At 70.4% G+C, this 26,641-nt stretch carries 30 protein-coding genes; 27 read left to right on the top strand and 3 right to left on the bottom strand.

What is annotated here, in order from left to right; translation table 11 throughout:
• Positions 1–2: 2 nt before the first annotated feature.
• The 15 genes from ABD323_RS03275 (at position 3) to ABD323_RS03205 (ending at position 14,489) form a co-directional block, all read left to right on the top strand.
• Positions 3–725, top strand: coding sequence for an ATP-binding protein (locus ABD323_RS03275; protein WP_344438856.1), 723 nt, complete (start codon positions 3–5; stop codon positions 723–725).
• Entirely contained in the window at positions 725–1,498 is a 774-nt protein-coding gene (locus ABD323_RS03270) for a DUF6195 family protein (RefSeq protein WP_344438853.1), read from the top strand. The genes ABD323_RS03275 and ABD323_RS03270 overlap by 1 nt, the downstream gene beginning before the upstream one ends.
• Positions 1,498–2,721: a DUF2637 domain-containing protein gene (locus tag ABD323_RS03265; RefSeq protein WP_344438851.1), complete on the top strand. Its 1,224-nt coding sequence runs from the start codon at positions 1,498–1,500 to the stop codon at positions 2,719–2,721. Before ABD323_RS03270 ends, ABD323_RS03265 begins: the two co-directional genes overlap by 1 nt.
• Before the next feature lie 81 nt (positions 2,722–2,802).
• Positions 2,803–3,345 carry a hypothetical protein gene (locus ABD323_RS03260; protein ID WP_344438849.1) on the top strand — a complete coding sequence of 181 codons (543 nt, stop codon included), beginning with the start codon at positions 2,803–2,805 and terminating at the stop codon, positions 3,343–3,345.
• Positions 3,346–3,836: 491 nt separating this feature from the next.
• Entirely contained in the window at positions 3,837–4,400 is a 564-nt protein-coding gene (locus ABD323_RS03255; protein WP_344438847.1) for a hypothetical protein, read from the top strand.
• A gap of 9 nt (positions 4,401–4,409) precedes the next feature.
• Positions 4,410–5,414, top strand: a complete 1,005-nt coding sequence (locus ABD323_RS03250; RefSeq protein ID WP_344438845.1) for a C40 family peptidase — start codon at positions 4,410–4,412, stop codon at positions 5,412–5,414.
• Between the two features lie 51 nt (positions 5,415–5,465).
• On the top strand, positions 5,466–5,804 hold the full coding sequence (locus ABD323_RS03245; protein WP_344438842.1) for a hypothetical protein: 339 nt from the start codon (positions 5,466–5,468) through the stop codon (positions 5,802–5,804).
• A 42-nt stretch (positions 5,805–5,846) separates the two neighbouring features.
• A complete protein-coding gene (locus tag ABD323_RS03240; RefSeq protein WP_344438840.1) occupies positions 5,847–7,118 on the top strand; it encodes a DUF8175 domain-containg protein in 1,272 nt (423 codons plus the stop codon).
• Positions 7,099–8,907 (top strand): hypothetical protein, encoded by a 1,809-nt coding sequence (locus ABD323_RS03235; protein WP_344438837.1) that lies wholly within the window; start codon positions 7,099–7,101, stop codon positions 8,905–8,907. The genes ABD323_RS03240 and ABD323_RS03235 overlap by 20 nt, the downstream gene beginning before the upstream one ends.
• Before the next feature lie 3 nt (positions 8,908–8,910).
• Positions 8,911–10,437: an SCO6880 family protein gene (locus ABD323_RS03230; protein WP_344438835.1), complete on the top strand. Its 1,527-nt coding sequence runs from the start codon at positions 8,911–8,913 to the stop codon at positions 10,435–10,437.
• Entirely contained in the window at positions 10,434–11,870 is a 1,437-nt protein-coding gene (locus ABD323_RS03225; protein ID WP_344438832.1) for an ATP/GTP-binding protein, read from the top strand. The genes ABD323_RS03230 and ABD323_RS03225 overlap by 4 nt, the downstream gene beginning before the upstream one ends.
• Before the next feature lie 59 nt (positions 11,871–11,929).
• Positions 11,930–12,253, top strand: a complete 324-nt coding sequence (locus tag ABD323_RS03220) for a DUF6238 family protein (RefSeq protein WP_344438830.1) — start codon at positions 11,930–11,932, stop codon at positions 12,251–12,253.
• A complete protein-coding gene (locus tag ABD323_RS03215; RefSeq protein WP_344438828.1) occupies positions 12,250–12,513 on the top strand; it encodes a hypothetical protein in 264 nt (87 codons plus the stop codon). Before ABD323_RS03220 ends, ABD323_RS03215 begins: the two co-directional genes overlap by 4 nt.
• Before the next feature lie 30 nt (positions 12,514–12,543).
• The gene (locus ABD323_RS03210) at positions 12,544–13,986 is read left to right on the top strand and encodes a type IV secretory system conjugative DNA transfer family protein (RefSeq protein WP_344438826.1); all 1,443 of its coding nucleotides are present in this window, start codon (positions 12,544–12,546) and stop codon (positions 13,984–13,986) included.
• Positions 13,983–14,489: a hypothetical protein gene (locus ABD323_RS03205; RefSeq protein WP_344438824.1), complete on the top strand. Its 507-nt coding sequence runs from the start codon at positions 13,983–13,985 to the stop codon at positions 14,487–14,489. The genes ABD323_RS03210 and ABD323_RS03205 overlap by 4 nt, the downstream gene beginning before the upstream one ends.
• Before the next feature lie 642 nt (positions 14,490–15,131).
• Here the strand turns inward: ABD323_RS03205 and ABD323_RS03200 are convergent.
• A complete protein-coding gene (locus tag ABD323_RS03200; protein ID WP_344438822.1) occupies positions 15,132–15,356 on the bottom strand; it encodes a DUF397 domain-containing protein in 225 nt (74 codons plus the stop codon).
• On the bottom strand, positions 15,353–16,234 hold the full coding sequence (locus ABD323_RS03195) for a helix-turn-helix domain-containing protein (RefSeq protein WP_344438820.1): 882 nt from the start codon (positions 16,232–16,234) through the stop codon (positions 15,353–15,355). The genes ABD323_RS03200 and ABD323_RS03195 overlap by 4 nt, the downstream gene beginning before the upstream one ends.
• Before the next feature lie 333 nt (positions 16,235–16,567).
• Here ABD323_RS03195 and ABD323_RS03190 point away from each other — a divergent pair, with 333 nt between their 5' ends.
• The 3 genes from ABD323_RS03190 to ABD323_RS03180 all read left to right on the top strand — a co-directional run bounded on the left by ABD323_RS03190 (position 16,568) and on the right by ABD323_RS03180 (position 20,243).
• Positions 16,568–17,143: an ATP-binding protein gene (locus ABD323_RS03190; protein WP_344438818.1), complete on the top strand. Its 576-nt coding sequence runs from the start codon at positions 16,568–16,570 to the stop codon at positions 17,141–17,143.
• A 360-nt stretch (positions 17,144–17,503) separates the two neighbouring features.
• On the top strand, positions 17,504–18,058 hold the full coding sequence (locus tag ABD323_RS03185; RefSeq protein WP_344438816.1) for a hypothetical protein: 555 nt from the start codon (positions 17,504–17,506) through the stop codon (positions 18,056–18,058).
• Between the two features lie 358 nt (positions 18,059–18,416).
• Positions 18,417–20,243 carry an SUMF1/EgtB/PvdO family nonheme iron enzyme gene (locus tag ABD323_RS03180; protein ID WP_344438814.1) on the top strand — a complete coding sequence of 609 codons (1,827 nt, stop codon included), beginning with the start codon at positions 18,417–18,419 and terminating at the stop codon, positions 20,241–20,243.
• Positions 20,244–20,249: 6 nt separating this feature from the next.
• Here ABD323_RS03180 and ABD323_RS03175 read toward each other — a convergent pair whose 3' ends face one another.
• Complete coding sequence (locus tag ABD323_RS03175; RefSeq protein WP_344438812.1) at positions 20,250–20,681, bottom strand: NUDIX hydrolase; 432 nt, start codon at positions 20,679–20,681, stop codon at positions 20,250–20,252.
• A 44-nt stretch (positions 20,682–20,725) separates the two neighbouring features.
• Between ABD323_RS03175 and ABD323_RS03170 the strand changes: the two genes are divergently transcribed.
• The 9 genes from ABD323_RS03170 to tmk all read left to right on the top strand — a co-directional run.
• Positions 20,726–21,544 carry a sugar phosphate nucleotidyltransferase gene (locus ABD323_RS03170; protein WP_344438810.1) on the top strand — a complete coding sequence of 273 codons (819 nt, stop codon included), beginning with the start codon at positions 20,726–20,728 and terminating at the stop codon, positions 21,542–21,544.
• Positions 21,541–21,912, top strand: coding sequence for a hypothetical protein (locus ABD323_RS03165; RefSeq protein ID WP_344438808.1), 372 nt, complete (start codon positions 21,541–21,543; stop codon positions 21,910–21,912). Before ABD323_RS03170 ends, ABD323_RS03165 begins: the two co-directional genes overlap by 4 nt.
• Positions 21,909–22,190 carry a hypothetical protein gene (locus ABD323_RS03160; protein WP_344438806.1) on the top strand — a complete coding sequence of 94 codons (282 nt, stop codon included), beginning with the start codon at positions 21,909–21,911 and terminating at the stop codon, positions 22,188–22,190. The genes ABD323_RS03165 and ABD323_RS03160 overlap by 4 nt, the downstream gene beginning before the upstream one ends.
• 122 nt (positions 22,191–22,312) lie before the next feature.
• Positions 22,313–22,513 carry a hypothetical protein gene (locus ABD323_RS03155; protein WP_344438804.1) on the top strand — a complete coding sequence of 67 codons (201 nt, stop codon included), beginning with the start codon at positions 22,313–22,315 and terminating at the stop codon, positions 22,511–22,513.
• 61 nt (positions 22,514–22,574) lie between these two features.
• Positions 22,575–23,057, top strand: a complete 483-nt coding sequence (locus ABD323_RS03150; protein ID WP_344438801.1) for a hypothetical protein — start codon at positions 22,575–22,577, stop codon at positions 23,055–23,057.
• A gap of 162 nt (positions 23,058–23,219) precedes the next feature.
• Positions 23,220–23,507, top strand: coding sequence for a DUF397 domain-containing protein (locus ABD323_RS03145; protein WP_344438799.1), 288 nt, complete (start codon positions 23,220–23,222; stop codon positions 23,505–23,507).
• 497 nt (positions 23,508–24,004) lie between these two features.
• Positions 24,005–24,661, top strand: coding sequence for a DNA glycosylase family protein (locus ABD323_RS03140; protein ID WP_344438797.1), 657 nt, complete (start codon positions 24,005–24,007; stop codon positions 24,659–24,661).
• Positions 24,630–26,144, top strand: a complete 1,515-nt coding sequence (locus ABD323_RS03135) for a B12-binding domain-containing radical SAM protein (RefSeq protein WP_344438794.1) — start codon at positions 24,630–24,632, stop codon at positions 26,142–26,144. The genes ABD323_RS03140 and ABD323_RS03135 overlap by 32 nt, the downstream gene beginning before the upstream one ends.
• The coding region (gene tmk, locus ABD323_RS03130; RefSeq protein ID WP_344438791.1) for a dTMP kinase at positions 26,144–26,641 on the top strand (498 nt) is incomplete at its 3' end. The genes ABD323_RS03135 and tmk, both read left to right, overlap by 1 nt.

Here is a 26,641-nt window from a genome sequence, read left to right as displayed (position 1 = left end):
TCATGGCCCAGCCGAAGCGCGCGGGCAGCGCCGCATCCCTGCGGGCCATCGAGCGGATACTCGCAGCGAGGGGGCTACAGGTCGTACCGGAAGCGATAGACGACTCGCGGGAGGCCAACCCGGGCGACCGGCAGTGGCACCGCCGGGCCCGCTCCGAGTACGCGCTGAAACGCTGGAGCGCCGCGACACCTCCCCGGTACCTCGACGCCGAAGCGACCCTTCCAGGGGTTACGGCCTGGGCCGATCGCGCTCTCACCGACAACGCCGCCGCTGGCGCCCTGCTCCTCACCGGCCAGACCGGGACCGGCAAGACTCACCAGGCGTACGGCGCGCTGCGGAGGATCGCGGCCGGCGGCCCGGAGCGGTTCGAGGTGATCACCGTGAACAGCGCCGACATGTACGGCCGCCTGCGGCCCTCCCAGGTCATGGGCGCTGCGGAGCGGGAGCTACGGCGGCTCAGCGAAGTGCAGTACCTGCTGCTGGACGACCTCGGCACAGCGAAGGCGTCGGAGTGGGTGGAGGAGGTGACGTACAGGCTCGTCAACTACAGGTACGTCCACTGCCTGCCGACGGTCATCACATCCAACCTCCCTGCCCGGGACGAGACCGGGCCGGACTTGACCGACTTCGTCGGGGACCGGGTGGCAAGCCGCCTGGCCGAGATGGTGACCAGCCTCGTACCGATGATCGGCGCGGACCGTCGGCGCGGCGGGAGGGTGGCCTGATGCCTGCTCGCCTGCGCGGAGCGGCGCCGGACGCCGCAGCCTCGTCCACAGCCTGTGCATATGTGGGGCCCCTCAGCCCGTACGCGAACCCCTTCGCGGCCGGGGATCGCAGCCCTACACAGGCTGGTCCGCGGATGGATGCGGAGGAGGCGGTGGACCTGTTCGCCGCCACGCTCCGGGGCCCGGTCGGCCGGTTCTACGCCGACGAGTTCGCCCGCGCGCTCCGCGGCCTCGACCTCATGTGTACCTGCCCGCTCGACGTGCCGTGCCACGCGGACGTCCTGCTCCGTCTCGCCAACGACCACGGCGACCGCAACACGAACCCCACCAGAAACCTCATGGAAGGCCCTCCGATGCCCCACCCGATCATGCTCTCCGCGGCCGAACAGCTCACGGCTGGCGAGAAGCGGCGGACCACCGCTCGGGAAGATGCCTTCCGCACGTGGGGCCCCCGGTCCACCTATGCAGCAGCCCGGTACGCCCGCCGACTCCTCGGCGCTGAGGCGGCCACGCTGGAGTGGCAGACCCTGGGGCTCCTGTCCTTCGAAGAGCACCTCCAGGCGTTCGCCTCGCTCGACACCGTCGGCGGCCAGCACCTGGAGCTGTACTACTCCGACCAGGACGGCACAGATTCCATCACCCTGCGGGTGTCGTGCATGAGCTGCCCCAGCCAGCGCGTGCACGAGGTGACCTCCCTCGAACAACTCGGGCAACTGCTCTCGCAGACCCCGGCCTGGTCGTTCATCACCCCGCGCGACGGGGGCAAGCTCTGATGTCCCACGCGCACATAGAACCGACGACCGACGGTCAGCGGATCGCGAGCACCCAGGAGGGCATGACGGCCTGGGACCGCGCCGCGATCATTGTGCTCGGTGCGGCCGGCTTCGCGTTCTCCTTCGACGCGTTGCGTCAAGTCGCCGTCGCGATCCACGCGAGCGAGACCATGAGTTACCTGTTCCCGGTGTTCATCGACGGCTTCATTGGCTACAGCGTGCGGGCAATCCTGCTGCTTCGCCACCAGTCGCTGAGTGCGCGAGCGTACGTCTGGGTGCTCTTCCTGACGGCCACTGCGGCGAGCCTGGGGGTGAACGCCTTGCACGCCGTCACGATGAACCACGGTCCGCAGTCCGGACGCTCTGCAATGCACCTCGCGGACGGGGTCGTCGGAGTGCTTTCGACGCTCGGGCCGTTGGCACTGGCTGGCTCGGTCCACCTCTACATCCTGATGGCGCGGACCGCCGAGTTGTCCGTCCGGGACGGCGCGGACGGCGGTCCCGGACTGGTCCGCGATGCCGTCCAGCTGTCTGCGGGCGGCGAGGGGACGCCGGAGTTGCGCCCGGCGGAGTCCGGGCCGGCGGCCGGAACGGCGGCCGGCCCGTCCGCGCCGTCCGCTGCTGTCCCCATGGTCGTTGACCTGCGGAAGTCCGGAAGCGGCCACTTCGGCGAGCCAGCTGCGGACGGTCCGGGAGTGCACCCGTCCGAAACGGCGGACCAAGCGAACGACGGGCAGGTCCTGACGGGTGGGCAGCCCACCGACGTCGCGGACAGGGACGGGCCGGCAGCCTCCCCGGCTGCTGCTGAGGCCCCGGTGTCGGAGCCGGTCCACCGCTACGCGGACGGCGGCGAGCCGTCCGTCCCGGACGGCGCCGGACTCCCGCCCGGCGAGGAGTCGCTGCCGTCCCACGCGGTTGCCGAGACGCTGGATTCCGAGCCGGTCCGCGACTGCGCGCACGGCCAGGCGCCGTCCGTCCCGGACGACGCCGACCACCCACAGGACCGGGAAGCCGCCGACGACGAGTGGCTTGAGGACCTGCTGCCGGTGGCGATGGCCGCCTACCAGGAGAGCGGCAGGATCAGCCGTGACGCGATCAAGGAGGCCGTCCGCGCACACCAGCCGATCAGCAATGATCGGCTGGGGGCACTCCTGGCCCGGTTGAAGGACGAGGTGGACCAGCGCACGGCGGCGCACACCGGTGCCTCCAAGGCCCTTTGGTGATCTCATCTCGTTGGTGCCGTGCGGTCGCTGCGGTCCCCACCGCAGCGACCGCACGGACCCGTTGACCAGGAAGGACAGACCATGTGGCGACGTCGGCAGAACCGCGCCGAGGGGCCCGCCCGCACCGAAGGCGAGCAGGCGGCGTCCGCGCTCGCGGCCCATCTCCGGAACGGCGGCCAGCTGGCGCCGGTCGAGGTGGTGGACGTCCCGCTCGCTGACGGCGAGGCAGCCCTTGCGGACGTGTCGTGTTGGGCCGCCCGGTTCTACGGGACCGACATCGTGTATCCGCGATCGGCCGGGTACTTCGAGAACCACCCGACGTTCGGCCGGCAGTGGGTGCCGAACCCGCACGACGCCCGACGGCGCCGAGAGGCCGAGGCTGCCGCCGAGCCGCAGTGGCGTGACCACACCCCAGCCCGCCTCGTCCTGACCACCGCGGGGCTGCGGCTGAGGCCGTCGGACTCGCCGGACTGGCTGCCGTTCGACCATTGCCTCCTGACCGGCCTCACGGCAGGGCCCGGCGACCTCGTCCTCTCGTACAGCGTGTGCGCCCCGCTGCTGGTCGCCGGGCCCGCCGCGTCCTGGCTCGGGGTGGCTATCGAGCACCTTCGCCAGGACGCGTGAAACGGGACCTCGCCCAAGAAGCCGGAACCTAATTCCTGGAATTAGGTTCCGGCTTTTTTGCTGATTCGAGTTGTCCGCAGACCTCTGTGAGGATTTAGGCACGGCCAACGCCACAAGGCACTCGGCCCGCCGGAGCCCGGCCCCTGGGCTCCTCCTTTTCCCGAGAGGGGCTGATGGCCTTGATATGAGTGACCGCTTTCGCGCACCACATTGACTGGTACTGGAATCGGCATCTGACCTGGATGAAGGTCAACCGACGAGTCCGGTAAACAGCTCGCGGAAGGTGCGGCACAGAGCCGCCGCCCTGGCCCGCGAATTCTACGGCGGCGAGCCGCCGATAAAGCCCGCAGAGGCAATCCCCCTCCTCTACGAAGGGGTGTTGCGGCCCTCTCCCCCTGGGCCGCAACACCCGATCTCTCGAAATCCCCCCGCACCAAGATTGTCGATTCCACATGCCCAGATCCAGCCGTTTCACACGCATATCCGCTGCCGTGGGCGTCGTCAGCACGCTGGCCGCGCTCTCCGCCGGCTGCGCCAGCGGACCGGGCGCTTCCCGCCCCTCCGCCGCACAGCCAAACACCGTCTCGGTGAGCGCCACGGAGGCGCCCACGGTCCCGGCCGCAGAGAGTCCGGCCGCACCACCGAGCACCACCCTGCCGGCGGACGTCGAGCAAACCGCGCGGGCGTTCACCACGGCCTACGCCGAGCACGACGCTCGCGACGGCCAGGACAGCTCGTTCGTCGACTCCGGGGCCCGCGCCTCCCAGTTCGCATCCGGCGACCTGGTGGCCATCCTCAACCAGCAGCGCCCCGGCCAGGACGCGGCGTGGGCGGCCCTCCGAGCCGAGAAGGCTCGGCAGACGGTCGAGATCACCTCAGCCGTGGCTCCCGACGGCGCTCCGGGCCCAACGCAGACCTCCGCTCTGGTTCGCGTGCTCTACACCCTGATCACAACCCCGAACTCCGGACCGGAGCAGCGCAGCAGCGAACAGCTCGCTCTCCGACTGGAGCACACCCCCCAGGGCTGGCGCGTCACCGCGTTGCCCTGGGCGTGACGAGGCTCGATGAACAAGGGCGTACACGCGGGCCTGGGATTCCTCACCGCGCTGGCCATCTCGGGCGTCGCGTTGCTGACGACCTTCGGCGGGGCCGACACCGCCTCCGCCCAGGAGGCCGGTCCGGGCGGCGGAATCGCAACGGACGCTCCCGTTCCTAGCTGGGTCCGCGACCTGATCAACAAGCACGCGGGCGAGTGCCCGCAGGTCACGGCATCGCTGCTGGCCGCTCAGCTCTACACCGAGTCCAACTTCAACGCCAAGGCCGTGTCGCCGGTCGGCGCCCAAGGCCTCGCGCAGTTCATGCCCGCGACCTGGGCCCAGTACGGCGTGGACGGGGACGGCGACGGCGTCAAGGACGTCTTCGACCCGGCCGATGCCATCGCGGCACAGGCCAAGTACGACTGCGTCCTGGCCGACGAAGTCAAAGGCGTGCCGGGGGACTCCACGGAGAACATGCTCGCCGCCTACAACGCCGGCGGCGGCGCCGTGATCAAGTACGGCGGCGTTCCCCCGTTTCCCGAGACCCGCGACTACGTGCAGAACATCCGTGATCTGGCGGCGAAGTGGGCGGACGGCATCCAGCCGATCGCCCCTGGCACTGCCGGCGCCGCTCGGGCTGTCGCCGCCGCCAAGACCGCCCTGGGCACCTGGTACCAGTGGGGCGGCAACTGCGTCTCGCCGTATACCGGGGCGGACGGCTGCGACTGCTCCTCGCTGACCAAGATGGCCTGGGCCGCGGCGGGTGTGAACCTCCCGCGGACGACTTACGACCAGGTCAACTCCGGTACTGCCGTGGCCAGCGTTTCCCAACTTGCGCCTGGCGATCTGTTGTTCACCCCGGGGTCAGACGGCAGTGCGTCGGCCCCCGGCCACGTCGGGATGTACATCGGCGACAACGAGGTGATCGAGGCGCCGCACACCGGAGCCGTCGTTCGGATCACTCCGCTCGCCCAGTGGACCGGCTCTGCGGGCCCGATCAACACCATCGTCGCAATGCGACATATCGCCTAAATCATCACAGGCGTCGGATTCCACTGCTTAACCTACCCGAAGGGATTTAACATGCACCACCTCCTGTCTGCCGCTGCCGACCCTTCCCTCCACGCGAACCTCGCCGCAGGTGCTGACATCGTGTCCGGCGTGACCCCGGATTGGGGCCCTTTCTCGAAGCTCGGTGGCACGGCGAAGGTGCTCCTCGGTGTGCTCGCCGCCATCGTCCTCGTCATCGGGGGCGGAGCGTTCCTCGCGGGTGTCGGCAAGAGCAAGGGCTGGTTCGGCGAAGGCCACTCCACCATGGAGAGCTCGCGTGGCAAGGGCATGATGGTCGGCGGCCTGACCGTCATCTTCCTCGTGGCGTCCTTCGGCACCATCTTCGCCATCACCTACGGCATGGGTGTGTGACCCATGACCCCTCGATCTCCCAGGAGAAACGATTCTTCTGCGGTGGCCGGACCGCGCAGGCCGTCCGCGAAGCTCTGGAGCGTCGCAGCTGGCGGAGCCGCAGCCGTCACCGTGGCGGGGGTGATAGTCAGCCTCGCCACCGGTGGCCCTTCCGCGCCTGCCGCCTCGGGTTCGTCGCACACCCGGCCGGCTGTGCAGGCGAGCGGAGAGCGCGGTCACGAGGTAGACGGTGTCCCCGTGGGCTACCCGCACACCCAGGACGGTGCGAAGGCCGCAGCAGCGAACTACACCGTGGTCAGCGGAAGTAGCAACTTCATCACCAACAAGGAGGTGCGGTACCGAGCCGTGGCGGCCATGACCGCCAGGGACGCCGTCGACGCAGCGGAGAAGAAGGCCGACCTGTCTGCCGCTCAAGCGGTCGGTGCGCTCCAGGGTGACAACCCGACGGTTTCCGCCGACCAGGCCATTGCCCGCACCGGTGTCCTGTCCGCCCATCTCCTGGGATACGACGGCCAGGGGGCCATGGTCCGGCTGTGGACGACGACGGTCCGCGGCAGCGCCGCCGGGCACGCGACCCCGGTGGTGGGGTACCAGTCGGTGACGGTCACCCTGGTCTGGGAGTCCAACGACTGGAAGCTCAGCGACAGTTCGACCGCTGTCGGGCTCGTCGCCCCGATCGACGTGCGCGAGGCGTCCAATGCCCCCGCAGACTTCTCCAGCTACGTGCCGGCCGCTGCGGACGATCCGGTCGTGACCGGCACCACCGCGCAGGACGGTTTCCCTGCCCCGTACGAGCGGACCGAGCAGGGAGCCCGCGCCGCTGCGGTCAGCGCCGTCATGCTCTACGGCGATCCGCGGTTCTTCACCGACGCTGACTGGCGGCACCGGATGCTGGCGGCCACCGCAGCACCGAGCGTGCTGGATTCGGTCACCTCTGACACGGACTCGACGGCCAGTCTGGTCGCGGAGAACCGCGGGGTCGGAACGGACGGCAAGGCGGCAGACGGCAGCGAGCTGATCACGCGGACAGCGGCCTTGGCGACCCGCACCATCTCCTGCTCCGACCAGGCCGCGAGCATCGAGCTGTGGACCGCGTCGGTGGGCGGGGTCGCGGGCGCGGACGAGGCCCAGCGCCCACAGGTCGCCTTCCTCCGGATGACCGTGGACCTCGTCTGGGTCGACGGCACGTGGAAGACGACGGCCGTCACCCCGTCGGCGCCGCTCGTTCCGGCACCGCCTGCCATGCAGCAGGCGGACTCCGCCGACAGCTTCGCGGACGTGGGAGGTGCCAGCAATGCGCCTGCGACTTCGTGACGACGCCCCCGGCCTGCTACAGGTCGAGCGGAGCGCTCCGGGCCGCTGGCAGCGCAGGCTCCAGACCATCGCCGTGGTCAACGTGGTCATGGGGTTCTTCCTCGTCCAGGCCGCGAGGGCGGACTCCATCTTCTGCTACATCCCGATGGTGTGTGAGGCGAAGGCCGCGATCGACTTCGTCAAGGACCCGCTCGGCTTCCTGCTGCAGAAGCTGACGGAGGCCAACATCTGGTTCCTCCGGCAGATGCTGGACCTGATCCAGAGCACCACGAAGATCGACCTCACATCGGCCGGCTTCTTGCAGCAGTACGCGATCATCTTCGCAGCCTCCAGCTTGCTCACGGTCGCGCTGTGGCTCGTAGCCGTCGCCAAGCGGGCGGTCCGCGGTGTCGCCGTGACCACAGCGGTCTCCGAGGCGATCGGCTTCCTGCTCCTCCAGTTCGTGGTCAACGCGATGACGCCGGGCGCACTTGCGCTGCTGATGAAGGCCATTGACGAGGTCACAGCCATCTTCGAGCCCTACGCGACGTCGAACTTCAAGCCGTTCCTGGCGAACCTGCTCACGGTGATGGCGGCGAATCCCACAGACGGTGTGGGGCAGCTCCTGGTGGTCAACTTGATCATGATGCTCGGCGCGTTGCTGATGTGGATCGAGTTGCTGATGCGCGGCGCTGCGATCTATGTGGCTGTCGCTCTCGGGCCCATCGTGAACGCGGGGCTCGTGGACAGGGACCTGTGGGGCAAGAGCAAGAAGTGGTTCGGCGGTATCTTCGCGATCGGCCTGAGCAAGCCTGTGCTCTTCGCGCTGCTGGGCCTCGGCGGCGCGGTCCTCAGCGATACCTCGGGCAGCATGTCCGACACGGTCTCGAAGACGCTGGTCGGTGCGCTGATCCTCTTGCTCGCCGTTTTCGCGAGCGCCACGCTCTACAAATGGGTGCCCGCCTTCGGCGATGAGATGGCCCAGCTCCACGACGACCGGAAGGCGGCTCAGTCCTCGGGGCCTGCCGCCGCGATCGACGGTCCCGGCCAGCATGCGAACCGGGCGATCAACTCGCACGTGCAGGACGCCTTGGTCGGTGGCGGCTCCAAGGCGGCTGGCGGCAAGGCAGCGGGGGCAAAGCTGGGCGGTGGAACAGCTGCGGCCGGACCGGTCGCCGTTGGGGCGGCGGTGGCCAAGGCTGGCCTCGACCTCGCGAAGAACAAGGCCGCCAGCTCTCCTGGCATGCAGGGCCCCGGAGCGTCGAACGACGGCAGCCCGTCCCCGTCCCAGGGGCAGCAGGACCCGGGAGGATCGGATGCTCCGGCCACGGCCCAGCCGGACGGAACAGCCTCCAACCCGGTCGTCGGCTCAACACCGGACTGGTCCGCCGCCGGCAACCACGCCACTCCCAACGCCCCGGCCACGGCCCGCCCGGACGGAACGCCCTCCGGCCCGATCATCGGCTCAACACCGGACCGGTCCCCGGACGGCACTCCCGCCGGGAAGCCGAGCGCCGCACAGCCCGCCAAGACAGGTGCGCCGCCGAGCGCCGCACGGCCACTTCCGCCTCAGTCCCCGGCCCCGGTGGCGCCCCCTCCGGCTTCGCCGTCCACACCGGCACCGCGCTCCCCGGTGACGCCCTCTCCGGCTCCAGCTCCGGTGTCCACACCGACACCGCGTCCCCCGGTGGCGCCTTCCTCTCCCCCCTCGCCAGCAACCAACTCGGGCTCCGGACCCGCCCTCACGCCGCCAGCGCGGCTGCCGGGTGGCCAGGCTCCCACTGGGCCGACCCGCAGCAAGGATCAGTGACCCATGTCGACTCGTACATATCAGTTCGGAAAGCACCGCCCGACGGGCCTGGTCGGTCGCCGTGACCTCGGCGAGCAGGTCGTCCTCGGCGCTGGTGCCGGGACCGGCATCCTGCTGGGCTTGCTCTTCAACAAGGTGACGGCCCTCGCAGCGGCTGGCCTCGTCGTGCCGATCCTGCTCGTCCTCGTGATCGTGTACGCCCCGTACCGGCCGAAGGGCACCTCGCAGCGACGAACCCTCTTCCGCTGGTGGCGGATCACCCGCTACCACCGCAAGGCACTTGCCCGCACCGGCGGTGTCTGGGTGTCCCCGGCCGTCGAAGCCGGCGTGCGCCGCGACGGCACGCCGCCGGACGCCGCCCTCACAGAGCCCGAAGGCATTGCGGGCATGACGTGGGTTCCGGTCACGGTCCGCGGGCAGCAGGCCATCGTCGTCCTCCAGCCAGAGGCCGGCTGCGTCACGGCAGCCGTGGAGGTCGCCTCCCCCGGTCTCGGCGGCAAGGACGTCGCCGAACAGGTCGTCGCGCTGGAGCGCTGGGGGGAGTTGCTGGACGCCTTCGGCAACGTCGAGGAGCACCCGGTGAAGAGGATTCAGGTCCTCGCCCGGCAAATGAAGTCCGACCCGTACGCCCACCGGCGTTTCGTCTCCCAGCGCGACGAGTCGGCAGCGACGGCTACCGCGCCGCAGTGGCTCAAGGACTCGTACGACGTGCTGGCCAACGCGGTGTCGACCAGCGCCGAGGAGCACCGGTACTACATCACCATCCACGCGAAGTTCACCAAGGACCTGGCCGCCGAAGGCTCAGCGCGAGGGACAGGTGACGAGGGGGTCGCCGCAGCGATGGCCGCGTACCTGGACGAACTGTGGTCCCGCGCGGAGGACGCCGACCTCTCTGTGATCGCGCCTCTGGATGAAGGGCGGCTGACGGCCTTTATCCGCAACAGCTACGACCCGGACCACGCCATCTGGGACACCGACATCCGGCAGGCCCACGCGTTCCCCCGCAATGTCGACGTCCGCGAGGGATCGCATGTGGCCACCCGAGCCGCGGGCTCCACCGAGAGCTGGTTCCACGCGACGGCCGCCGTCACCGGGTGGCCGACCACACCGGTCGGACCGGACTTCCTATCGCCGCTGCTGATCGGGATGCCCGATGTGATCCGGACCATCTCCATCACCCAGCAGCTTGAGCCGAACGACAAGGCCGTGGAGCGGATGCTCGCGGAGGACACGAACAACCAGGCGGAGATGAACCGGGACCGCCAGCGGGGTAAGAACATCGACCCCCGCGACCAGATCGCGGCGAGCGCCACGGGTTCGCGCGGCATGGCCCTGGCCTCCTCGGGAGCGGCCGGCGCCGGAGTCGTCGGCTACATCACCATCTCCGCTCGCAGCGCCGAGGAGCTGGAGCGCACGAAGCGCACGACCGCTTCCCGGGCCCGCAACGCACTCCTGCGGATCGAGTGGCTTGACCTCGAACACGCGCGCGCCTTCGCCACGACCCTGCCCTTCGCGGGGGGCATCAAGTGACTGACCTCCTCGAACTCACCCCGTTCTCCCCGATGTACGAGACGGTCCGCCGTCCGCTCTACACCGAGACGACCACTAGTCAGGCCCTGTACCTTCCCGTGGCACCGCCGACCCTGGGCAGTGCGGGCGCGATCATCGGCCGTGAGCTGTACAGCGGAAAGGCATTCATCTACTGCCCGTTCAGCGCATTCGGCGACGGTCTGCCCGGCGGGAACATGATCGTGATGGGGGACACGGGCAGGGGGAAGTCGGCGTTCGCCAAGACCTACGCGGCCCGGCAGATCCGGCTCGGACGGCAAGTGGTAGTCCTCGACACGAAGGAGCAGAAGGAGCGGGAGGAAGGCGAGTGGGCCGCGCTTGGCCGCTCGCTGACCGGCAAGTCCCCGGTGAAGTTCAGTCCGGGCGGCGGGCCTGGTGCCTCCTGCATCAACCCGATGGACCCAGCCATCGCGGGCCGGAGGCAGGTCGAACTCGTCCGGACGATCGTTGAACTCGGCCTCGGCCGAACGCTGGACGAGTTCGCAGGCTCCGCCCTGCGCATCGCGATCCGCAGGGCCCACCAGCGGGCCGGCGACCTGGGCCGAATCGCCGTGCTCGCAGACGTCGCCGCAGCACTCCGGGCGCCGGAGGAATCCGACGCGACGGCGAAACAGCGGACGCGGGACGAACTCCTCGGGGACGGCTTGGAGGCGTCCTACGTCCTGGACCGGCTCTGCGGGAGCGAGGAGGACGCGACCGGCGACCTGACCGGGATGCTCGACGGACCCACCAGTCTCGGTGTGGACCTCAACGCCGACATGATCGTCTTCGACCTGACGAAGGTCCCGTCCGGCGGCGTCGCCATGACCATCCTCGTCGCGGTGATCGCCGTGTTCCTCGAAGAGGTCTGGCTGCGGCCGCTGTGCGAATGCGGGGCGGAGCCGAGCCGACACGAACGCGTGGTGGTCGATGCCGGCTCCGGCGCCTGGGAACTCGGGCCGAACCGCGAATCGGGCTGCCGCCGTTACACCCAGCGCAAGCGCATCCTCATCTGCGAAGAGGCGTGGCACATCCTCGGGGTTCCCCAACTCGCCGCCCTGCTGGAGAAATTCCTCAAGTTCGCCCGTGGCTACGGGCTGAGCTTCGTCGGTCTCGTCCATCACCTGTCCGACATCGACGACAGCCCAGAGACTCAAGCCGCGCTGAAGATGGCGGACACCATCGTGATCTACAGCCAGAAGAAGGCCGAGGCGGAAGCGACGGTCGAGAGGCTGGGGCTGCCGTCGTGGACGGCCGACCACATCACGCGCCTGCGCCGCGGGATCGCTCTGTGGGTGGTTGGGGAAGTCATCTACCCCGCTGTTCAACACCTCCTGGTCGAAGCCGAGCAGCACCTCTGCTTCTCCTCCGGCTCGATGACCGACTTCACCAGCACCCAACCGGACGCCGCGTGAACGCCGCCCGTCACCTCGCTGCCGTCGACCAAGCCCGCACAGATTCGGAACGTCCCTCCATGACCAGCACCACCGCCGAGACCACGCTCCCCACCGACGAACACGCAGTCCGACAGCACATCGACCAGCTGCACGCCGACGCACTCGAACTCGCCCGGCGCACGAAGGCGCTCGCCACCGCGCTCGACCACGGCGACTACTCCGCCGCCGGTGGCTGCGTCCGCACTGCTGTCGCCCACATCTGGCGCGCAGCGGAAGACCTCCACAGTGCGTTCCACACGGCACCGCCGCGTTGTGCCGGACCTGACGCAGCGTTGTCTCAGCTCTGCGGCCGGCGCATGCGCTACCTCGCCGTGCGTGCTGCGCTGAGGGCCGCGTCGTGAACTTCCTGCCGGCCGGGACGTCGCTGGCCCTGTACGCCCTCACCGCCGTGTGCGCGGTGGCGATGGCCACCGTCTGGCTGCTGATGAAGCGGGTCGCCCGCCACGCCGGGTTCGCGGACAAGGCTCTGCTCAAGCGGCAGTTGTCGGCCGCAGCCGTCCTCAAGGCCACGGAGATCCGCCCGTCCCTCACCCGCGGCGAGGACCACCCGAGCCGCACGGCGGCGGCGAACCTCTCGGAAAAACGTTCCGCCACCTCCTGACCCGTCCCTCCCCCCATTCCGGAGCACGTCATGCGCAACCCCCTTGATCCCTACGACTTCGGCTACTCGCTGGGGACCTCGCAGCGCCCGAAAGGAATCGAGCTGTGGTCCCGCGCCGACAAGGCATGCCGGGTCATCGGTCCCATGGGCAGCGGGAAGACAACGCGCTTCTTCGCCCCGACCATCCGCAAGTGGGCCGGTCCGGTCCTCGCCACCTCAACCAAGCCGGACCTGGTCGAGTTGACCCTCGACGCACGACGACGCGACGGCCGACCGGTCATGGTCTTCGACCCGCAGAACATCGCTCCCTCACTCCCGCGCTTCCGGTGGACTCCGATCACCGGCGCCGACGAGACAGAGGTCGCCATGATGCGAGGCAAGGCGTTCGTGGCCGGCTCCCGGGCCCCGGGGGCAGCAGCGCAGTCCAGCGAAGGCGCCGCCTTCTACAAGGGACAGGCGTCCAAGATCCTCGCGGCGTACTTCCACGCCGCAGCTCTCGACGGCGCCAGTCTGGACCAGGTGCTCAAGTGGGCACGCAAGCTGACCGACCCGGCGCCGGTCGGCATCCTCAACGCCCACCCCGGCGCCGGCCCCGGCTGGGCGGACATGCTCCGCACCGCCACCTCGGGCGACAGCCGCACCGTCGGCAACACCGCCTCGACGCTCGACGCAGCCCTCGAACCCCTCATGCACCAATCGGTGATCCGCGCCCTGCAAGGGGACGGTGAAGTGCCTACCGACTTCACCGAGTTCCTTGACGCAGGGGGCACGATCTACCTCCTCGGCAAGGACTCGGAGGTGAACAGCGTCGCTTCGCTGACTACCGCGATCACGGAGGACCTGCTCGACGTCGCCGAGGCCCACGCACTCGCGTCCCCGGCCGGGCGGCTCGACCCGGCTCTCCTCGCCGCTCTGGACGAGGCACCGAATATCGCGCCGATCCCCAGCCTTCGCCAGCGGGTAGCAGATGGCCGGGGTCGGGGCATCACGGTGATCTACGGTCTCCAGGGCTGGGCATCGGCCCGCGCCCGCTTCGGCGAGGACACCGCGAACGAGCTGGCGGCGTTCACCAACAACGTCGTGGTCTTCGGCGGAGCCAAGGACCCCGCCTTCCTCAAAGACATGTCCGACCTGTGCGGGCAGGTCGAACGGGAACGCACCACGAAGACCACCAGCGGCGGCGACCGCGGCAGCCACTCGACCGCCACGCACATGGCCCTGGAGCCTGTCCTGCGCGGCGACGAGATCAAGTCTCTGCCAGAAGGCCACGCCCTGGTGCTCGCGGACAACCTCCCACCGGTGATCACCCGCCTTAACGGTATGTGGACTTGGGACGAATGGGCGGAGATCGAGGGCAACGTCCGCCAGCTCCGGGCCGCGAACGAGGCAGAGCGACTTCGACAGGCCACGGCGAAGAGGCAACAGATCAAGGCGCACGCCACTGCATGGGCTGTACAGGGGGCGGCTGCATGACGAACCTGCTCTCGCAGTTCAAGCCCTTCCCCGAGCCGCCCGCGCTGATCTTGGAGTACATCGCGGAGCGGAGCACGGAGGAGTCCGTGGTCGACGGCCCCCCGCCGTGGGACCTCGGCGCGCTGCCGGCCGAGCTGATCAAGCCGATGCCCGAGTGGCTGGACGCGGTGTGCCGCTGGCTGAACGAGGGGTACGCCTGGCAGCCGCAGGACGTGATCCCTCCCTGTTGGAATAGGCACGAGGGCCTGGGATACGAGATCGCCGCCTTGGCCTTCGCCCGGGACGACGCTTACGCCGACGCAGGCTCCACCGTCGTGTGGCACGAGCAGTACGACCGGTTCCTCAGCCGCATGAACAAGGCCCTCGGCAAGGCTGGCGACGAATGCCGCCTTGGACGGCACGAAGACCGCCCCGCGCGCTTCCAGCTCGCTGCCTGGGGCGAGGCCCCAGCTGCTGCCCCCGCTGGCCGGTCAACCACGACTACCGCCGGAGGCTCCGCGTGATGATGCCGAACCCGAACATCGTCTTCTACGCCGACCCGCGGCACGGTCTGGTCGCTCGAAGCGGCTGGGAGCAAGAGGAGGCCCGCGCCGTACTCCGCGAGCTCGGGTGGGAGTGGCAGGAGGAGTTGCACGCCCTGGTCCCGCCGGCCGACACACCGGACGCTGACGCTGGGGTTCAGGCAGTCGAGCAGCTACACCTGCACGGGCATCTGGCGGGATACGCAGTGGGGCGGTTCGGCGCGATGCGGCTGACGCTCGACCGCGCCGAGCAGGTGCTCACGAGGGCCGTAGCGCAACAGGGCTCCGGGCCCCAGCAAGACGTAACACCCTGTGCTGGGTCTCGGGGTGCGGAGAAGTCGCGAAGTACGGCATACCGCGGAGCGACAGATCCGGTGTACACCGCCTCACCGGAAACACCAGACCCACCACCGCTCTAGGTGCGCTGCCTCCGGCGAATCGTATGGAATCTTCCGTAGCGCCGGGTCGGGGCCGATGCGTACGATCAACAACCGCACAGCTGTGGCCCCGGCACCCTACGGAAGTGACGGGGCCACAGGCGTGTGCGGATTTACCGGGCCCCGGCTCGGAACCCATGAATGAGCTTGGCAGGCCGGCACGCTACGGAAGTGCCGGAACTGTGGGTCAAGCCGTGACGGGGGTCAGGGTGCCGGTGCCGACTGCCCGGGCGAACGCCGCCCACGCCTGCGGCTGGTGACGGTGGCCCGGGCCAGTCGGGTTCTTGCTGTCCGCCACAACCACCTCCCCGGCCAGGCCGGCGGTCTCGACGCAGTCGGCGCCCTGGTTGCTGTAGCTCGACTTCCGCATGGTGACGCCGAGTTCGGCAATGTTTGGGTAGTAGGTGCTCACTTGATCTTGTCTCTCTTCTCGGTGATGAATGCGAGTGAGTTGTCCAGAGGAAGGGCCTCGGCCGTGATCTTCTGGAAAGTCCCGTGGAACTCCGCTACCGCCTGCCGCTCTTCAATCCACACTTCGGTCTGCTGCGCAACGACGAGGGCGACGTCGAGCGGAGGGTCGTAGGGAAATCCGAGGATGGTCAGCGCGCCGTTCATCGCCGGGTTCAGCGCGCAGCCTGACGGCATGATCTGGATGTTGACGTTGGGGAAGCGGGCGACCTGCATCAGCCGGTCCATCTGCGCTCGCATGACGTCTGGGCCGCCACCCTTGACGCTCAGCGCGGCCTCGTGGATCACGGCCCAGATCTCCGGCGGCTTCGGGCGCGTCAGGACGGCCTGCCGGGCCATCCGCACATCGACCCGGCGCTGTGCCTCCTCATCGGAGAACCCGCCCAGCTCGGTAAAGATCGCCCGCGCATAGTCGGGCGTCTGGAACAACCCCGGGATGAAGAACGGCTGGTAGGTCTTGATCACCGACGCTTCACTCTCCAGCGAGGCCAGGTCGACGGTCTGCTCGTCGACCACGCCGGTGTACGGCAGCCACCAGCCCTGTTTCGGGGCGTTCTTCGCGATGTCGAGAAGGCCAGCCTTTTGGCCGTCGTCCACCCCGAGGAAGTCGAGGAGTTCGGCGGCGTGCTCGACCTTGACCGCGCCCTTCGCATTCTCGGCACGGCTGATCTTGTAGACGCTCCAGTTCGGCAGGGCCTTGGCCACGTCCTCGGGCAGAAGCCCGCGCTCCTCGCGGATGCGACGGAACTCGTTGCCCAGCTGGATGCGCCTCACGGTCCGCTGGAATGCCACCTTCGCCCCTCCTGTGTCGATCGTCAGCACAGTGTGCCTGTCCGCTGGCGGTGCGCGCTACCGCCCTCGAACGGCATATGCCTCGACATTGCGTACGACTGTGCAAGCTTGCACAGATGGCGGAAGTGGTTGCGCTGGATCGCACCAGAGGCCATGCTGTGTGTAACGAACTGCACGCAACGAGTTGGTGGTTGCGGAGACAGTTCGCCAGCGTTGCCTGCTCACAGTGATCTTGATTCACCGTCAGACCAGCTCGCCGCCGTGTCGCTCTCGGCCGGGCCCTGACATGCGTGCGACCGCCACGGCCGCTTCCCCGGAACCACCCCCAATGCCGTCCGTAGCGGCACACCCGGAGGAACTGTCATGCCCCTCATCGACTTCACAATTCCCGCTTCTCCCGAGGCAGTTGGGATGGTCCGCCGGACCGTTGTCCCGCTCCTCGTCCTCTCCCTCGGCCTCACGGAGGAGGAGGGAGAGAACCTGGAGCTGATGCTGTCCGAGCTGGTCACCAACGGCTATCTCCACGGCTGCCGGAAGCGGCAGGGGCACGACCTCGGGATCTGGGTCGCCGTCGCGGACGGCGGACGGTTGCGGGTGGAGGTGACGGACCCGGCCCTCCCGGCCGTGCGGGTGCAGGGGAAAAGGTTGGCATGGGAGGGCGGCCGGGGGCTGCTCATCATCTCCCGCCTGGCCGCCGACCACGGGAGCGAGCGGGACTGGGAGGCCGGCACTCGGATCTCCTGGTTCGAGATGGACATCGCCGCGCTGCGCCCCGTCGACAAGGACCAGGAGGAGGAAAGCACCGCGGCTGGCAGCTCCTCAGATCCGGAACCGGTGCGGCCGGTGAACACCGTCGCGCTCGCCGCCCGCATCGCGGACGCCCGCCCGGCCGTCACCGTCGGCACCATCGGTGCCCGGCCGATAACCGCCGCCGCATAGACCTCCGGCGGCACCCCTGCTACGGAACACGGGGTGCCGCCGGAACCAATCCCCGCCCTGCGATCCCGGGGGCGGGCAACCCGGCACCCCCGCCCCCGGCACAACTCCGGCCCCTTCCGTGACATCGGGCCAACGGAGGGGGCGGGGGGCCAGCGGGCCGCACAACGGCGTGCGGCCCGAGCACAGACCGCCGGCCTCGCAATCAGATGGACAGCAAGCGCGGGTCCGGCGGCACCCAGGCGCCTCACTCAGCGCCCCTTTCCGGGGCGGCGCAGGTGCCGGGGTGGGTGGCCGAACCGGTGCGGCCACCCACCCACGGGGGACAGCACCGAGGACGTACGGACGGGAGGAGCGGGGAAGATGGCGAAGCACGCCAGAGCCGCAAGCACGGGCAGCGAGAGCCAGATGTCCGTGAGGCGCGGTGCTCCCCCACCGTACGTCCTCGGTGCACACTGGCTGGCTCGGGCCAACCACGACCACCGCTCCGTGCTCGCCGCCTGGACCCGCTACGAGCTGGCGGACATCCGGGTGGGGGTCACGTTCTACGTCGTGCGGATCACCAACCACCGCCTCGGCACCGCCGCCCTCGGTCAGCTGCACCAGGTGGTGCAGGAGATCGGGCCGATCGGCCCCGCGATTTCCGACGAGTTGGGCAGCTGCGTGGACTTCCTGGTCCCCTCCTCCACCGCCTTCTGGGAGATGAACGGCTCCCAGCTCCTGACCGGCGCACCCGTCCAGGGAGTCTTCCCGGTCCTGAGCAGCCCGCCGCCGGGGAAGGGACCGGTGAACGGGCGCCGCTGGCTGGTCGAGCCGGACGGCACCGGCGCCCTCACCCACCCTCGCAACCTCGCCTCCGCCCTCCGCGCCGCACGCCGCGGGCTGCACGACCGGCGCAAGAGCGCGGCGGCCGCCTAGACCACCACCAACGCCCCGGCCCCTCCCCGGCCGCCGGGGCACGCCCCCCGGCGCGCGCCTCCCCTCGCGCCCCAGGTAGCCACCCACGGGCCCGCCCCCGCCGACCACCCGCACGCGACCGGCAGACCGCGTGCAGGGCAGGCGGGGATGACGGGGCGGGCCCGTCGTAGACCGCCGTGCCCGGGGCCAGCTGAGTGGCTCACAGGGTGCGGCACTGCCGCCGGCCGGCCCGCACGTCCCACGCGGACCCGGGCGGCGGCACCACCGGCTCCCCGGGTGCCAGCCTCCAAGGGCGAGGAAGGTGGCACCCGGGGCGAACCGTCAACCCACCAGCACGGGACGAGAATTGGAGACCAGGGTGAGTACGCAGACGTGGAGCGACACCGATCAGGACTGGGAAGATCCGGCGCGCAGCGCCGTGGACATCGCCGAGCACGTCGCTGCCCTGTTCGAGGCGCAGGCAGCCCCGCTCCTCACCCTCGGCACCTTCGAGAGGGTCGGGAGCAACTGGGTCAGCGACACCCTGCGCCCCCACCTGCCCCAGCACAACGAGCCGTTTCGGCAGCAGTTAGGCGGACACCACCCGCTCTCCCCCAACAACCGCCGCCTGCCCGGCCCGGCCGACGCCGACCTCCCCGGCCTCCCCGCCCACCACCTCGCCTGTGCCCTCGCCGACCTCTACGACCCCGGCCGGCGCCACATGGTGAAGGAGACGAACCTCTGGTTCGCTACCGGCGCCGTCGCCAACCTCCTCCCTAACTCCCCGCTCCTCGTCCTCTCCCGCGCCCCCCTCGGCATCGCCAGCAGCTTCGCGCGCGGCAACCTCTTCGAGCGCTGGCACTACGCCAGCCGCTACGAGATGCTGAGCGGCGCGGCACGGAAGTCCGCTCAGTGGGCGCCCTGGGCTGAGCTGCTGCCCGAGGACGAGCCGGAGCCCGCCGTCGCCCTCGGCCGGCTCATCGCCCTGAACTCCCTCCTCCTGGCGCACGCGATCAGGAAGGACGTCGGCGGCATCGGCCGCCCCTACGCCCACCTCGCCTACGAGCGCCACGTCCTGGCCCCCGAGGCGGTGCGCGCCAAGCTCGCCGATTACCTCGACATCCCCCTGAGCACCCAGCCCGCTCCGGCCGGACGGGCGCAGGCCGGCGCTCGCGGCGCGGACATCACCTTCGCCACCGGGCAGCAGAAGAGCGAGCTGGTCGCCGAGCTGGACGCGCGCACCGCCGCCCTCGTCCCCCACCACGTCGCCGAGACCCTGGCCCGCGCAGGCAACGTGGTGGAGCGCCAAGTGGTCAACACCGTCCGCCACTGGCTCACCGGCGACGAGCTGTACGAGGTGCGCGAGCCCGCCGCGTCGGCTCCCCGCCCCCGGGGCGGGACAGCGCAGGGTCAGGAGCGGCGGCCGGGCCCCGCCACCTACCGCCCGGCGGTGGAGGGCAGCACGGTGGCGTGGCGCACCCACCTGGTCAGCAACGAGGAGATGGCCGAACTCCTGAACATCCTCAGCGAGGCGGGGATGGACAACGGCCGCGACGGCGTCAACCTCTTCGTCATCCCGATGAGGATGCAGCGCGGCGGCCGCCTCCACCGCGACCCGGACGGCCGCTGGCGGCCGACCCCGGGGTACGAGCACCACCCGGCTTACTGGGTCACCTGGCTCGGCGCCGCCGCCCTTGCCGCCTGGCATGGCGCCCGACTCCCCACCCGGGCCGAGGTTCTGGAAGCCGCGGCGGCCTCGACCGCCGTCTACAACTCCGACTACCGCTTCGGCGACGCCAGCCCAGTGGTCGAGCCAGGCCGCGAGCCCGGGGACATCCACCACCTGGTCGGCAACGTGCAGGTGTGGTGCCAGGACGGTCCGGACTCGGGGGAGACCGCCGGTCTCGAACTCCCGCTGCGCCGCCACCTGGTCGGCGCCGCCTGGAACACCCCCGCGACGCGGGAGGCGGTGGCGGAGGACCGCTCGCGCTTCCTCCTCGGCGCCTCACGCGGTGTCGGCGTCCGTCTGGTGCGTGACCCGAGTATCAGGGCGGCGGACGAGATCGGGGCGTGGGAACTGGCGGCGCGCGTCGGGGAGTGGGTCAACTCCCTGGACCCCACCGGCTTCCCCCTCGGCTACCTCGACCGTGCCCTCGTCACCGCTCTCACCAGCCCCGAAGCCGGGGCTGGTGAGAGCGAGGAGTAGCAGCGGTCAGAGGCCGATGGCCGACTTCGGGCCCATGTAGGAACCGGCACCCGGCCACCCGTCGCGAGCCAGCTGCACGAACTTCTCGGTGAAGCCGAGGGCGGGCAGCTCGCCCAGCGCCACCCACTCCACGCCACGGATCGGGCGGGTGTCCGCGCCCTCCTTCACCTGCCCGATCTGACCCCCGACCACCTTGATCTCGAAGGAGATGTGGACGACATGCGCCGCCACGACGTCGCAGACGTACAGGAGGGTGCCGACCTCCGCCTCCAGGCCGGTTTCCTCCAGAATCTCCCGCCGGAGTGCCTCTTCCAGGGTCTCTCCGTCCTCAACCTTCCCACCGGGCAGCGACCACGTCCGCTCGCCCTCGGTGTCCTGGTTCAGCAGCAGCAGCTGCCCATCACTGTTCACGGCCACGCCGGTCACTCGCGTATGCATCCCGGCACCGTACTCCCCACCAACTCGTCGACGGAGACGATCTGATGAAGACGCAGCGCAGCACCGCCGTGGTCATCGCCGCCGGAGGACTGGGCACCAGGGTCGCGGGGTGGTCCACTTTCATGCCGAAGGAGTTTCGCCCGGTCGAGGGACAGCCGGGCATCGTCCACGTCCTCCAGGAGGCGGAGGCGGGCGGTGCCCGGCGGGCCGTGGTCGTCCACCACCCCTACTACGCCGGCCTCGCCGACTGGAGCAACCAGGTGTTCGGCCCGGGCGGCACCTCCCGCTACCGGCAGCTGGCCCAGCAGCCCGGCGGCCAGCAGCCGCGCCTCCATGTCGACTTCATCGCGCAGCGCGGGCAGTACGCCGACGTCACCTCCGCCCTCAACGGCTCCGAGCACCTGCGCACCGGCAACCTCGCCCTCGTCTTCTCCGACAATGTCGACCCGGCGCACCGGGCCCTGGCGGAGCTGATCGACGCCACCGACCCCGAGCACCCCGCCGTCCTCACCTCCCCGTTCGACATCCAACGCGCCTCCGCCCACGGCGTCGTCATCTGCTCGGGCACCGGCCCCGTGCTCACCATGACCCGCCTGGTGGAGAAGCCGGACTTCGTCAACGCAGCTCGGCTGGTGGCCGAGCACGGCCCGGACCGCCTCCGGCTTCTGCAGGGCCGGATGCGGATCACCCCGCCGCTGCTGCACCACCTGGCCGCCACCGCCCGGCACGCCGGGCATGCGGAGCCAAAGGTCTCGCTGGCCCTCGCCTCCTACGCCCGCCGCCACCGAGTGCAGGTGGTGACCAGCACGGTGCCGATGGTCGACCTCGGCGCCCCCGACCTGGACCGGGCGGTGGCGTCGTGACCGAGGAGGTGGGCCGGGTGTGGCGGCCGGGCGCCTGGACCGGGATGGCGGACCAGCGCCCGCCGGTGCCGCAGCGCCCCGCCGCGCCCGCCCCGGACCGCTCGGCCACGCCGCCCGCCCCGGCCCGCTCGGACCCGCCGCCCGCCCCGGCCCGGCGCAGGGCACGGAGTCGGGTGCAGGAGGACCCGGGCCTCCTGATCCCCGACGCCCCGACGCGGCCCACCGCCGAGCCCGCGCCCCGCATCTGGGCGGGCGGCTCCATATTCCTCGCCCCGCCTGCCGCCGTCCCCCGCCCGCCCCGCGAGCCCATCCCCCTGCACCACCGCCCCTGGCACCGCCCGCCGTACACCGAGATGAGGACGCCGTGACGACCAATCAGACCGCAAGCGCCACCCCCGAGGACGAGACCGCCGCGGCTGAGCATCCGCTGCCCAGACGCCAGGCCGGCACCCACTGGAAGACGCCGCCCGCGCAGCCGTCCGGCGGGTACCTGCCCACCGGGCCCACCCGCGCCCGTCTCGACCCGCGCGCGGCCGCCCGCCGCACCGCCGACTTCCTCCAGCACGAGCCCACCGAGCGGTGGCTGAGCGTGGCGGAGGCGTTCGACACCCCGTCCGCCGTCCGCCCCACCTCCAACGGGCGCTGAGCCGGACGGTCGCCCGGCCGCCACCCCACCGCCCGGTCGGTCGCTGCGGCCGTGACGAGGTAACAGAAGGGGGTGCGGCAGTGGGCAGGCACCGAAGGCCGGCGAACCCGTGCTCCGACGATGTGGAGAAGGGGGCCGACCTCGTCCTCCGTGCCATCCTCACCGGCGAGGCGATCGTGGTGGAGGGGGTGACGGTCCCGCCCGGCAGCGACACCGCGTTCCTCTACCGCCGCACCTACACCCCGAACGGCCTCACCCTCTACTGCCTGGTCCGCTTGGACGCCCTGCCCGACTACGGCTTCCCACCTCCCGATCCCCCCTGACCCGCCCCGGACCCTGGTTCCCCAACTGGGGAACCAGCCCGCCACATGGAGAATCCGCCTGATGAGGCTCGGCCACCCACCCGACTGCACCTGCCCGATATACACCGACTCCCCGGGCATCGCCCGGCTGAACCGGCAGCGGACCGAGGCGTTGAAGGAGTGGCCGAAGCGAGTGATCGCGCCGAGCAGGCACGCGGCGACGCACGCGGCGAAGGACGAGCGGACCCGCTGCGGCTTCCTCATCCTCGGCACCGACGTGGAGAGGCCGGGGTGCTCGACCGTCAGCTGCACCCCCTGCCTCGCGCCCAACGCGGCCGCGACGGCGAAGGTCGACGGGCGCCGCGTCGGTGCCCGCCGCAGCGCGAAGCTCGCCCCCGAGTACCTGTCGACCTGGGCCACCATCCGTCAACAGCGGGCGTTCGCCGCCGCCGTAACCGACCGGGAGCCGGTGGCCGTCGCGCGGGCCCTGCGCTCCCTCGGCCTCACCACCGAACACCACGCCCTCGTCCTTGACCTGCTCGACCAGTTGGAGAAGGGCGGTTGACGCGCCGGAGCCACTGCGAGCGCGAACGATCAGCTCAGCGCAACCCCTGACCGCGGCCGGGCCGTCGTCTGGGAGGATTCGGCGGGTGACGACGGCTTCGCCAGCCACCACCTTCTGGAGGGCGGCCGATAGTCGGCCACCGTCGAGTTGAAGGAGGGCGAGATGTCGGAGAACACCCCGGCCGAGGGCGCGCCGGTGGCGAAGCCCAAGTACACACGGGAGGAGCTGAGCTGTGTCACCTGGTACGGCGCACCCGGTGACACCGAGGGGCCGCAGGTGGCGTTCCCGGAGGACGGCACCGGCAACGTGGTGATGCGCCACGGCGCGGACCACGACGCCCCGTTCCTCGTCTACACCCCCGCCGAGTGGGAGGCGTTCCAGGCCGGCGCCGCAGACGGGGAGTTCGATGAGGTGGAACAGCAGCTCCCGGCCACCGGTCCCACCGCCTAAGGAGGTGGCTCCGCGCGGCTAGCAGCACGGCCGCCTAACCGAATTGGGGACGGCGAGATTCAGCCGTTGCCACGGTTCCGGTTGCGCCCGACGCCGCGACCGCCCCGCCGCTGATCACGGCCACCGTGGCGACCCGAGCAGGAGCCGCGCCGGACCGTGCGGGGCTGGCCGGATCAGGTGAGCTGGGGGTCGAGGCGGTCTGGACTTGGCCGAAATCCCTGGCGAACCGGGCACCTGCACCTCTCTACGGTGAGCATCCTGCCAACTACTCACCGTGGGAGTGATCTTGTGCCGCCCCACCGTACGATCCTGACATCCCGCCACCGGACGTCAGGAGCGTCACCGTGCTACTTACCGACCACCCCGCCTGGGAAGAGCGGCCCGGCCACGGCCTCGTCCGCGTCGTCCGCTCCGGCCCCGGCGTCTGGCTCGCATCCTGGAACGCCGGGGTCCTCGACCTCCGCTGCCTCGACGGCGCGGAGGACCGGAAGCCTGCCATGTCCGAGGCACACCCCGAAGACCTCCCGGCGAAGACCCCGGCCGAACTCCGCACCGCCCTCACGGAGCGGGGGCCCGTCCGCCGCCTGACCAACCCCGACCTCTGGGACGCCATCACCACCGCGATCCTGCGGCAGGTGGTGCAGGCCGGCAGCGCGAAGACGAAGTACCGCCGCTGGACCACCTCCTACGGCATCAGCTACGCCTCGGCCGCCGGGACGGTGCACACCGTCCCCTCTCCGGCCGTCGTCCTCCAGCTCTCTGACGACTCCTTCGACGCCGTGGGCGTCGCCTTCAACCGTAAGAAGCTCCGCTCCGCGGCTACCGACTACGCCGAGCGCGGAGACGGCTGGCACGACCTGCCCGCCGCCGAGCTCGTCACTGCCCTCACCACCGTCTCCGGCATCGGCCCCTGGTCCGCCCGCGCGGCCGCCGCCGACTACACCGGCGACTACTCCGTCTACCCGCACAGTGACCTCGCCGTGCGCACCTGGGCCCGCAAGGCCGCGCCCGGAGTGCAGTGGCCGGAGGACGACAAGGTGTTCGGGGCGGAGTGGGAGGCGAGCGCCGGCAGCGCGCGGCAGCTCCACACCCTGACCTCTCTCACACTCGCCTGGGGGATTCATGCTCCTTGCCCAGCCGGACAATCCGCATGACCTGATCAGTGGCGGCGATCCCACCCGCGTCCTCGACGCCGTCTTCGTCAACGCTCCGCTCCGCGACTACGCCCTGACGCCGCGCACCAACGACTACACCCTCCCGGTCCTCGGCCTCGCCTACATCGCCACGTACGCGGAGCAGGTGGCGGGGATGAACGTGGGCGTCCTGGACGCCGAGGCGTACGGTCTCGGCGTCCAGGAGGTCGCTGCTCTCCTCAACCAACTCCAGCCCCGATGGGTCGGTTTCAACCTCCTCGCCCCCACCTACGACTTGTCGGCGCGGATCGCCGCTGCCCTGGACTCCTCGATCCGTGTCATGGCCGGAGGCCACCACGCGCAGGCGGTACCGGACTTGGTGCTGTCCGACCCGCGCTTCTCCAACCTCCACGCTCTCATCCTCGGCGAGGGCGAGACGCGGGTGGCCGCCCTCCTGCAAGACCACCAGATCCGCCGGGAGCTACCGGGGGTGCAGTGGCGTGACCGGCTGCTCGGCACCACCGGCATCGGCATCTGCGACCCACGCGACAACGTCCGCTGGATGTCCCCGAACATCAGCGAGCTGCCGTTCGTGGACCGGAGGTTCATGCCGCAGGACCCCTACATGACGTCGGGCGGCCGGCGCCGGGCGAACATCGTGGGCTCGCGCGGCTGCCCGTACGAGTGCGGGTTCTGCGGCGCGGCGGCGTCGAAGAACCCGAACCTCATCATCCGCACCCGCGACCCGCGCAACATCCTCGCCGAGCTCTACCAGCTCCACGACCTCCACGGATGCACCGCTTTCCGCTTCGTCGACGACCTCTTCCTCGGCGTCCGTCGGGTGATCGAGGAGCACTCGGCGGTGTTCAAGGCGGAGAAGGTCGGCGAGCGCTTCGTGTGGGACGCGACCGGCCGGATCAACATCCTCGACCGCCTTCCGGACACCATGCTCGACACCCTGCGCACCAACGGCCTGGAAGAGGTCGCCCTTGGCGTCGAGTCCGGGTCCGCCCGCGTCCTCAAGACGATGGACAAGAGGATCACTCCGGAGATGACCATCGGCGTCGCCCGTCGCCTGATGGAGCGCGGGATCTCGGTGAAGTCGTACTTCATCCTCGGCTATCCCGGGGAGCGGGCCGAGGATCTGCAAGCCACGGTGGACCACATCCACCGGCTCTGGGACCTCGCCGACTCCATGCCCGACGCCAGTCTCCGCGCCTCCGTGTTCGAGTTCCGGCCCTACCCCGGCTCCCCGGTGTGGGACCGGCTGCTGGCAGACGGCTACGACCCGGCCGAGATGATGCGGTACGGCACCGTCGACCTCAGCGGGCAGGGCGCGGACGAGGCGATGCGCGGCCGGGACGAGTTCAACTTCTCCGTGGGCATCCAGTTCTCCGCGTCGCCGCTGCCGGTGATCCGCCAGCACCTTGCCGACCTCTCCCGGCAGCAGTACGAGCGGACGCGGCAGGCCGGCGGACGCGCGCTGGAAGCGGTGGCAGTCTGATGGTCTTCATCACCCTCGACGGCCCCGGCGCAGTGGGCAAGAGCACGGCACGGGACACCACCACCGCCGCCCTCCGCGCAGCCGGGCACGCCGTCCACCCGACCACCGAGCCGTCCACCGGCCTCATCGGCACCTTCACCCGTGCCAACGCCAACGAGATCCACGGCCACGCCCTTGCCCTCCTCGTCGCCTCCGACCGCCGCCACCACTTGGCGGTCGAGGTCGGCCCGGCGCTGGCACAGGGCAATACGGTGCTCTGCGACCGCTACCTGCCCTCCTCACTGGTCCTCCAGCGCCTGGACGGTGTCCCCCTGGACTTCATCCTCGCCATCAACGCGGGCGTCACCCTGCCCGACCTGGCTGTCCTCCTCACCGCCGCACCCGATCTGATCCTGCGTCGACTGGCCAGCCGCGGTGCCCACCACCGCTTCGAACTCGACGCCGCTGACACCGTGCGCGAGGTCGAGCTGTACGCCGAGGCGGTGCCAGTCCTCAAC

Origin of the sequence: Kitasatospora nipponensis (assembly GCF_039528135.1) — a bacterium.
Taxonomy (GTDB): domain Bacteria; phylum Actinomycetota; class Actinomycetes; order Streptomycetales; family Streptomycetaceae; genus Kitasatospora; species Kitasatospora nipponensis.
This window is presented reverse-complemented; position numbering and strand designations above follow the sequence as displayed.

Coding starts and splice junctions, on each gene's coding strand:
- ABD323_RS03170 (WP_344438810.1), top strand. CDS start 20,726: ATGAAGACGCAGCGCAGCACCGCCGTGGTCATCGCCGCCGGAGGACTG.
- ABD323_RS03250 (WP_344438845.1), top strand. CDS start 4,410: ATGAACAAGGGCGTACACGCGGGCCTGGGATTCCTCACCGCGCTGGCC.
- ABD323_RS03210 (WP_344438826.1), top strand. CDS start 12,544: ATGCGCAACCCCCTTGATCCCTACGACTTCGGCTACTCGCTGGGGACC.
- ABD323_RS03135 (WP_344438794.1), top strand. CDS start 24,630: ATGCTCCTTGCCCAGCCGGACAATCCGCATGACCTGATCAGTGGCGGC.
- ABD323_RS03220 (WP_344438830.1), top strand. CDS start 11,930: ATGACCAGCACCACCGCCGAGACCACGCTCCCCACCGACGAACACGCA.
- ABD323_RS03270 (WP_344438853.1), top strand. CDS start 725: ATGCCTGCTCGCCTGCGCGGAGCGGCGCCGGACGCCGCAGCCTCGTCC.
- ABD323_RS03260 (WP_344438849.1), top strand. CDS start 2,803: ATGTGGCGACGTCGGCAGAACCGCGCCGAGGGGCCCGCCCGCACCGAA.
- ABD323_RS03140 (WP_344438797.1), top strand. CDS start 24,005: ATGTCCGAGGCACACCCCGAAGACCTCCCGGCGAAGACCCCGGCCGAA.
- ABD323_RS03245 (WP_344438842.1), top strand. CDS start 5,466: ATGCACCACCTCCTGTCTGCCGCTGCCGACCCTTCCCTCCACGCGAAC.
- ABD323_RS03175 (WP_344438812.1), bottom strand. CDS start 20,681: ATGCATACGCGAGTGACCGGCGTGGCCGTGAACAGTGATGGGCAGCTG.
- ABD323_RS03265 (WP_344438851.1), top strand. CDS start 1,498: ATGTCCCACGCGCACATAGAACCGACGACCGACGGTCAGCGGATCGCG.
- ABD323_RS03150 (WP_344438801.1), top strand. CDS start 22,575: ATGAGGCTCGGCCACCCACCCGACTGCACCTGCCCGATATACACCGAC.
- ABD323_RS03145 (WP_344438799.1), top strand. CDS start 23,220: ATGTCGGAGAACACCCCGGCCGAGGGCGCGCCGGTGGCGAAGCCCAAG.
- ABD323_RS03235 (WP_344438837.1), top strand. CDS start 7,099: ATGCGCCTGCGACTTCGTGACGACGCCCCCGGCCTGCTACAGGTCGAG.
- ABD323_RS03190 (WP_344438818.1), top strand. CDS start 16,568: ATGCCCCTCATCGACTTCACAATTCCCGCTTCTCCCGAGGCAGTTGGG.
- ABD323_RS03230 (WP_344438835.1), top strand. CDS start 8,911: ATGTCGACTCGTACATATCAGTTCGGAAAGCACCGCCCGACGGGCCTG.
- ABD323_RS03275 (WP_344438856.1), top strand. CDS start 3: ATGGCCCAGCCGAAGCGCGCGGGCAGCGCCGCATCCCTGCGGGCCATC.
- ABD323_RS03205 (WP_344438824.1), top strand. CDS start 13,983: ATGACGAACCTGCTCTCGCAGTTCAAGCCCTTCCCCGAGCCGCCCGCG.
- ABD323_RS03185 (WP_344438816.1), top strand. CDS start 17,504: ATGGCGAAGCACGCCAGAGCCGCAAGCACGGGCAGCGAGAGCCAGATG.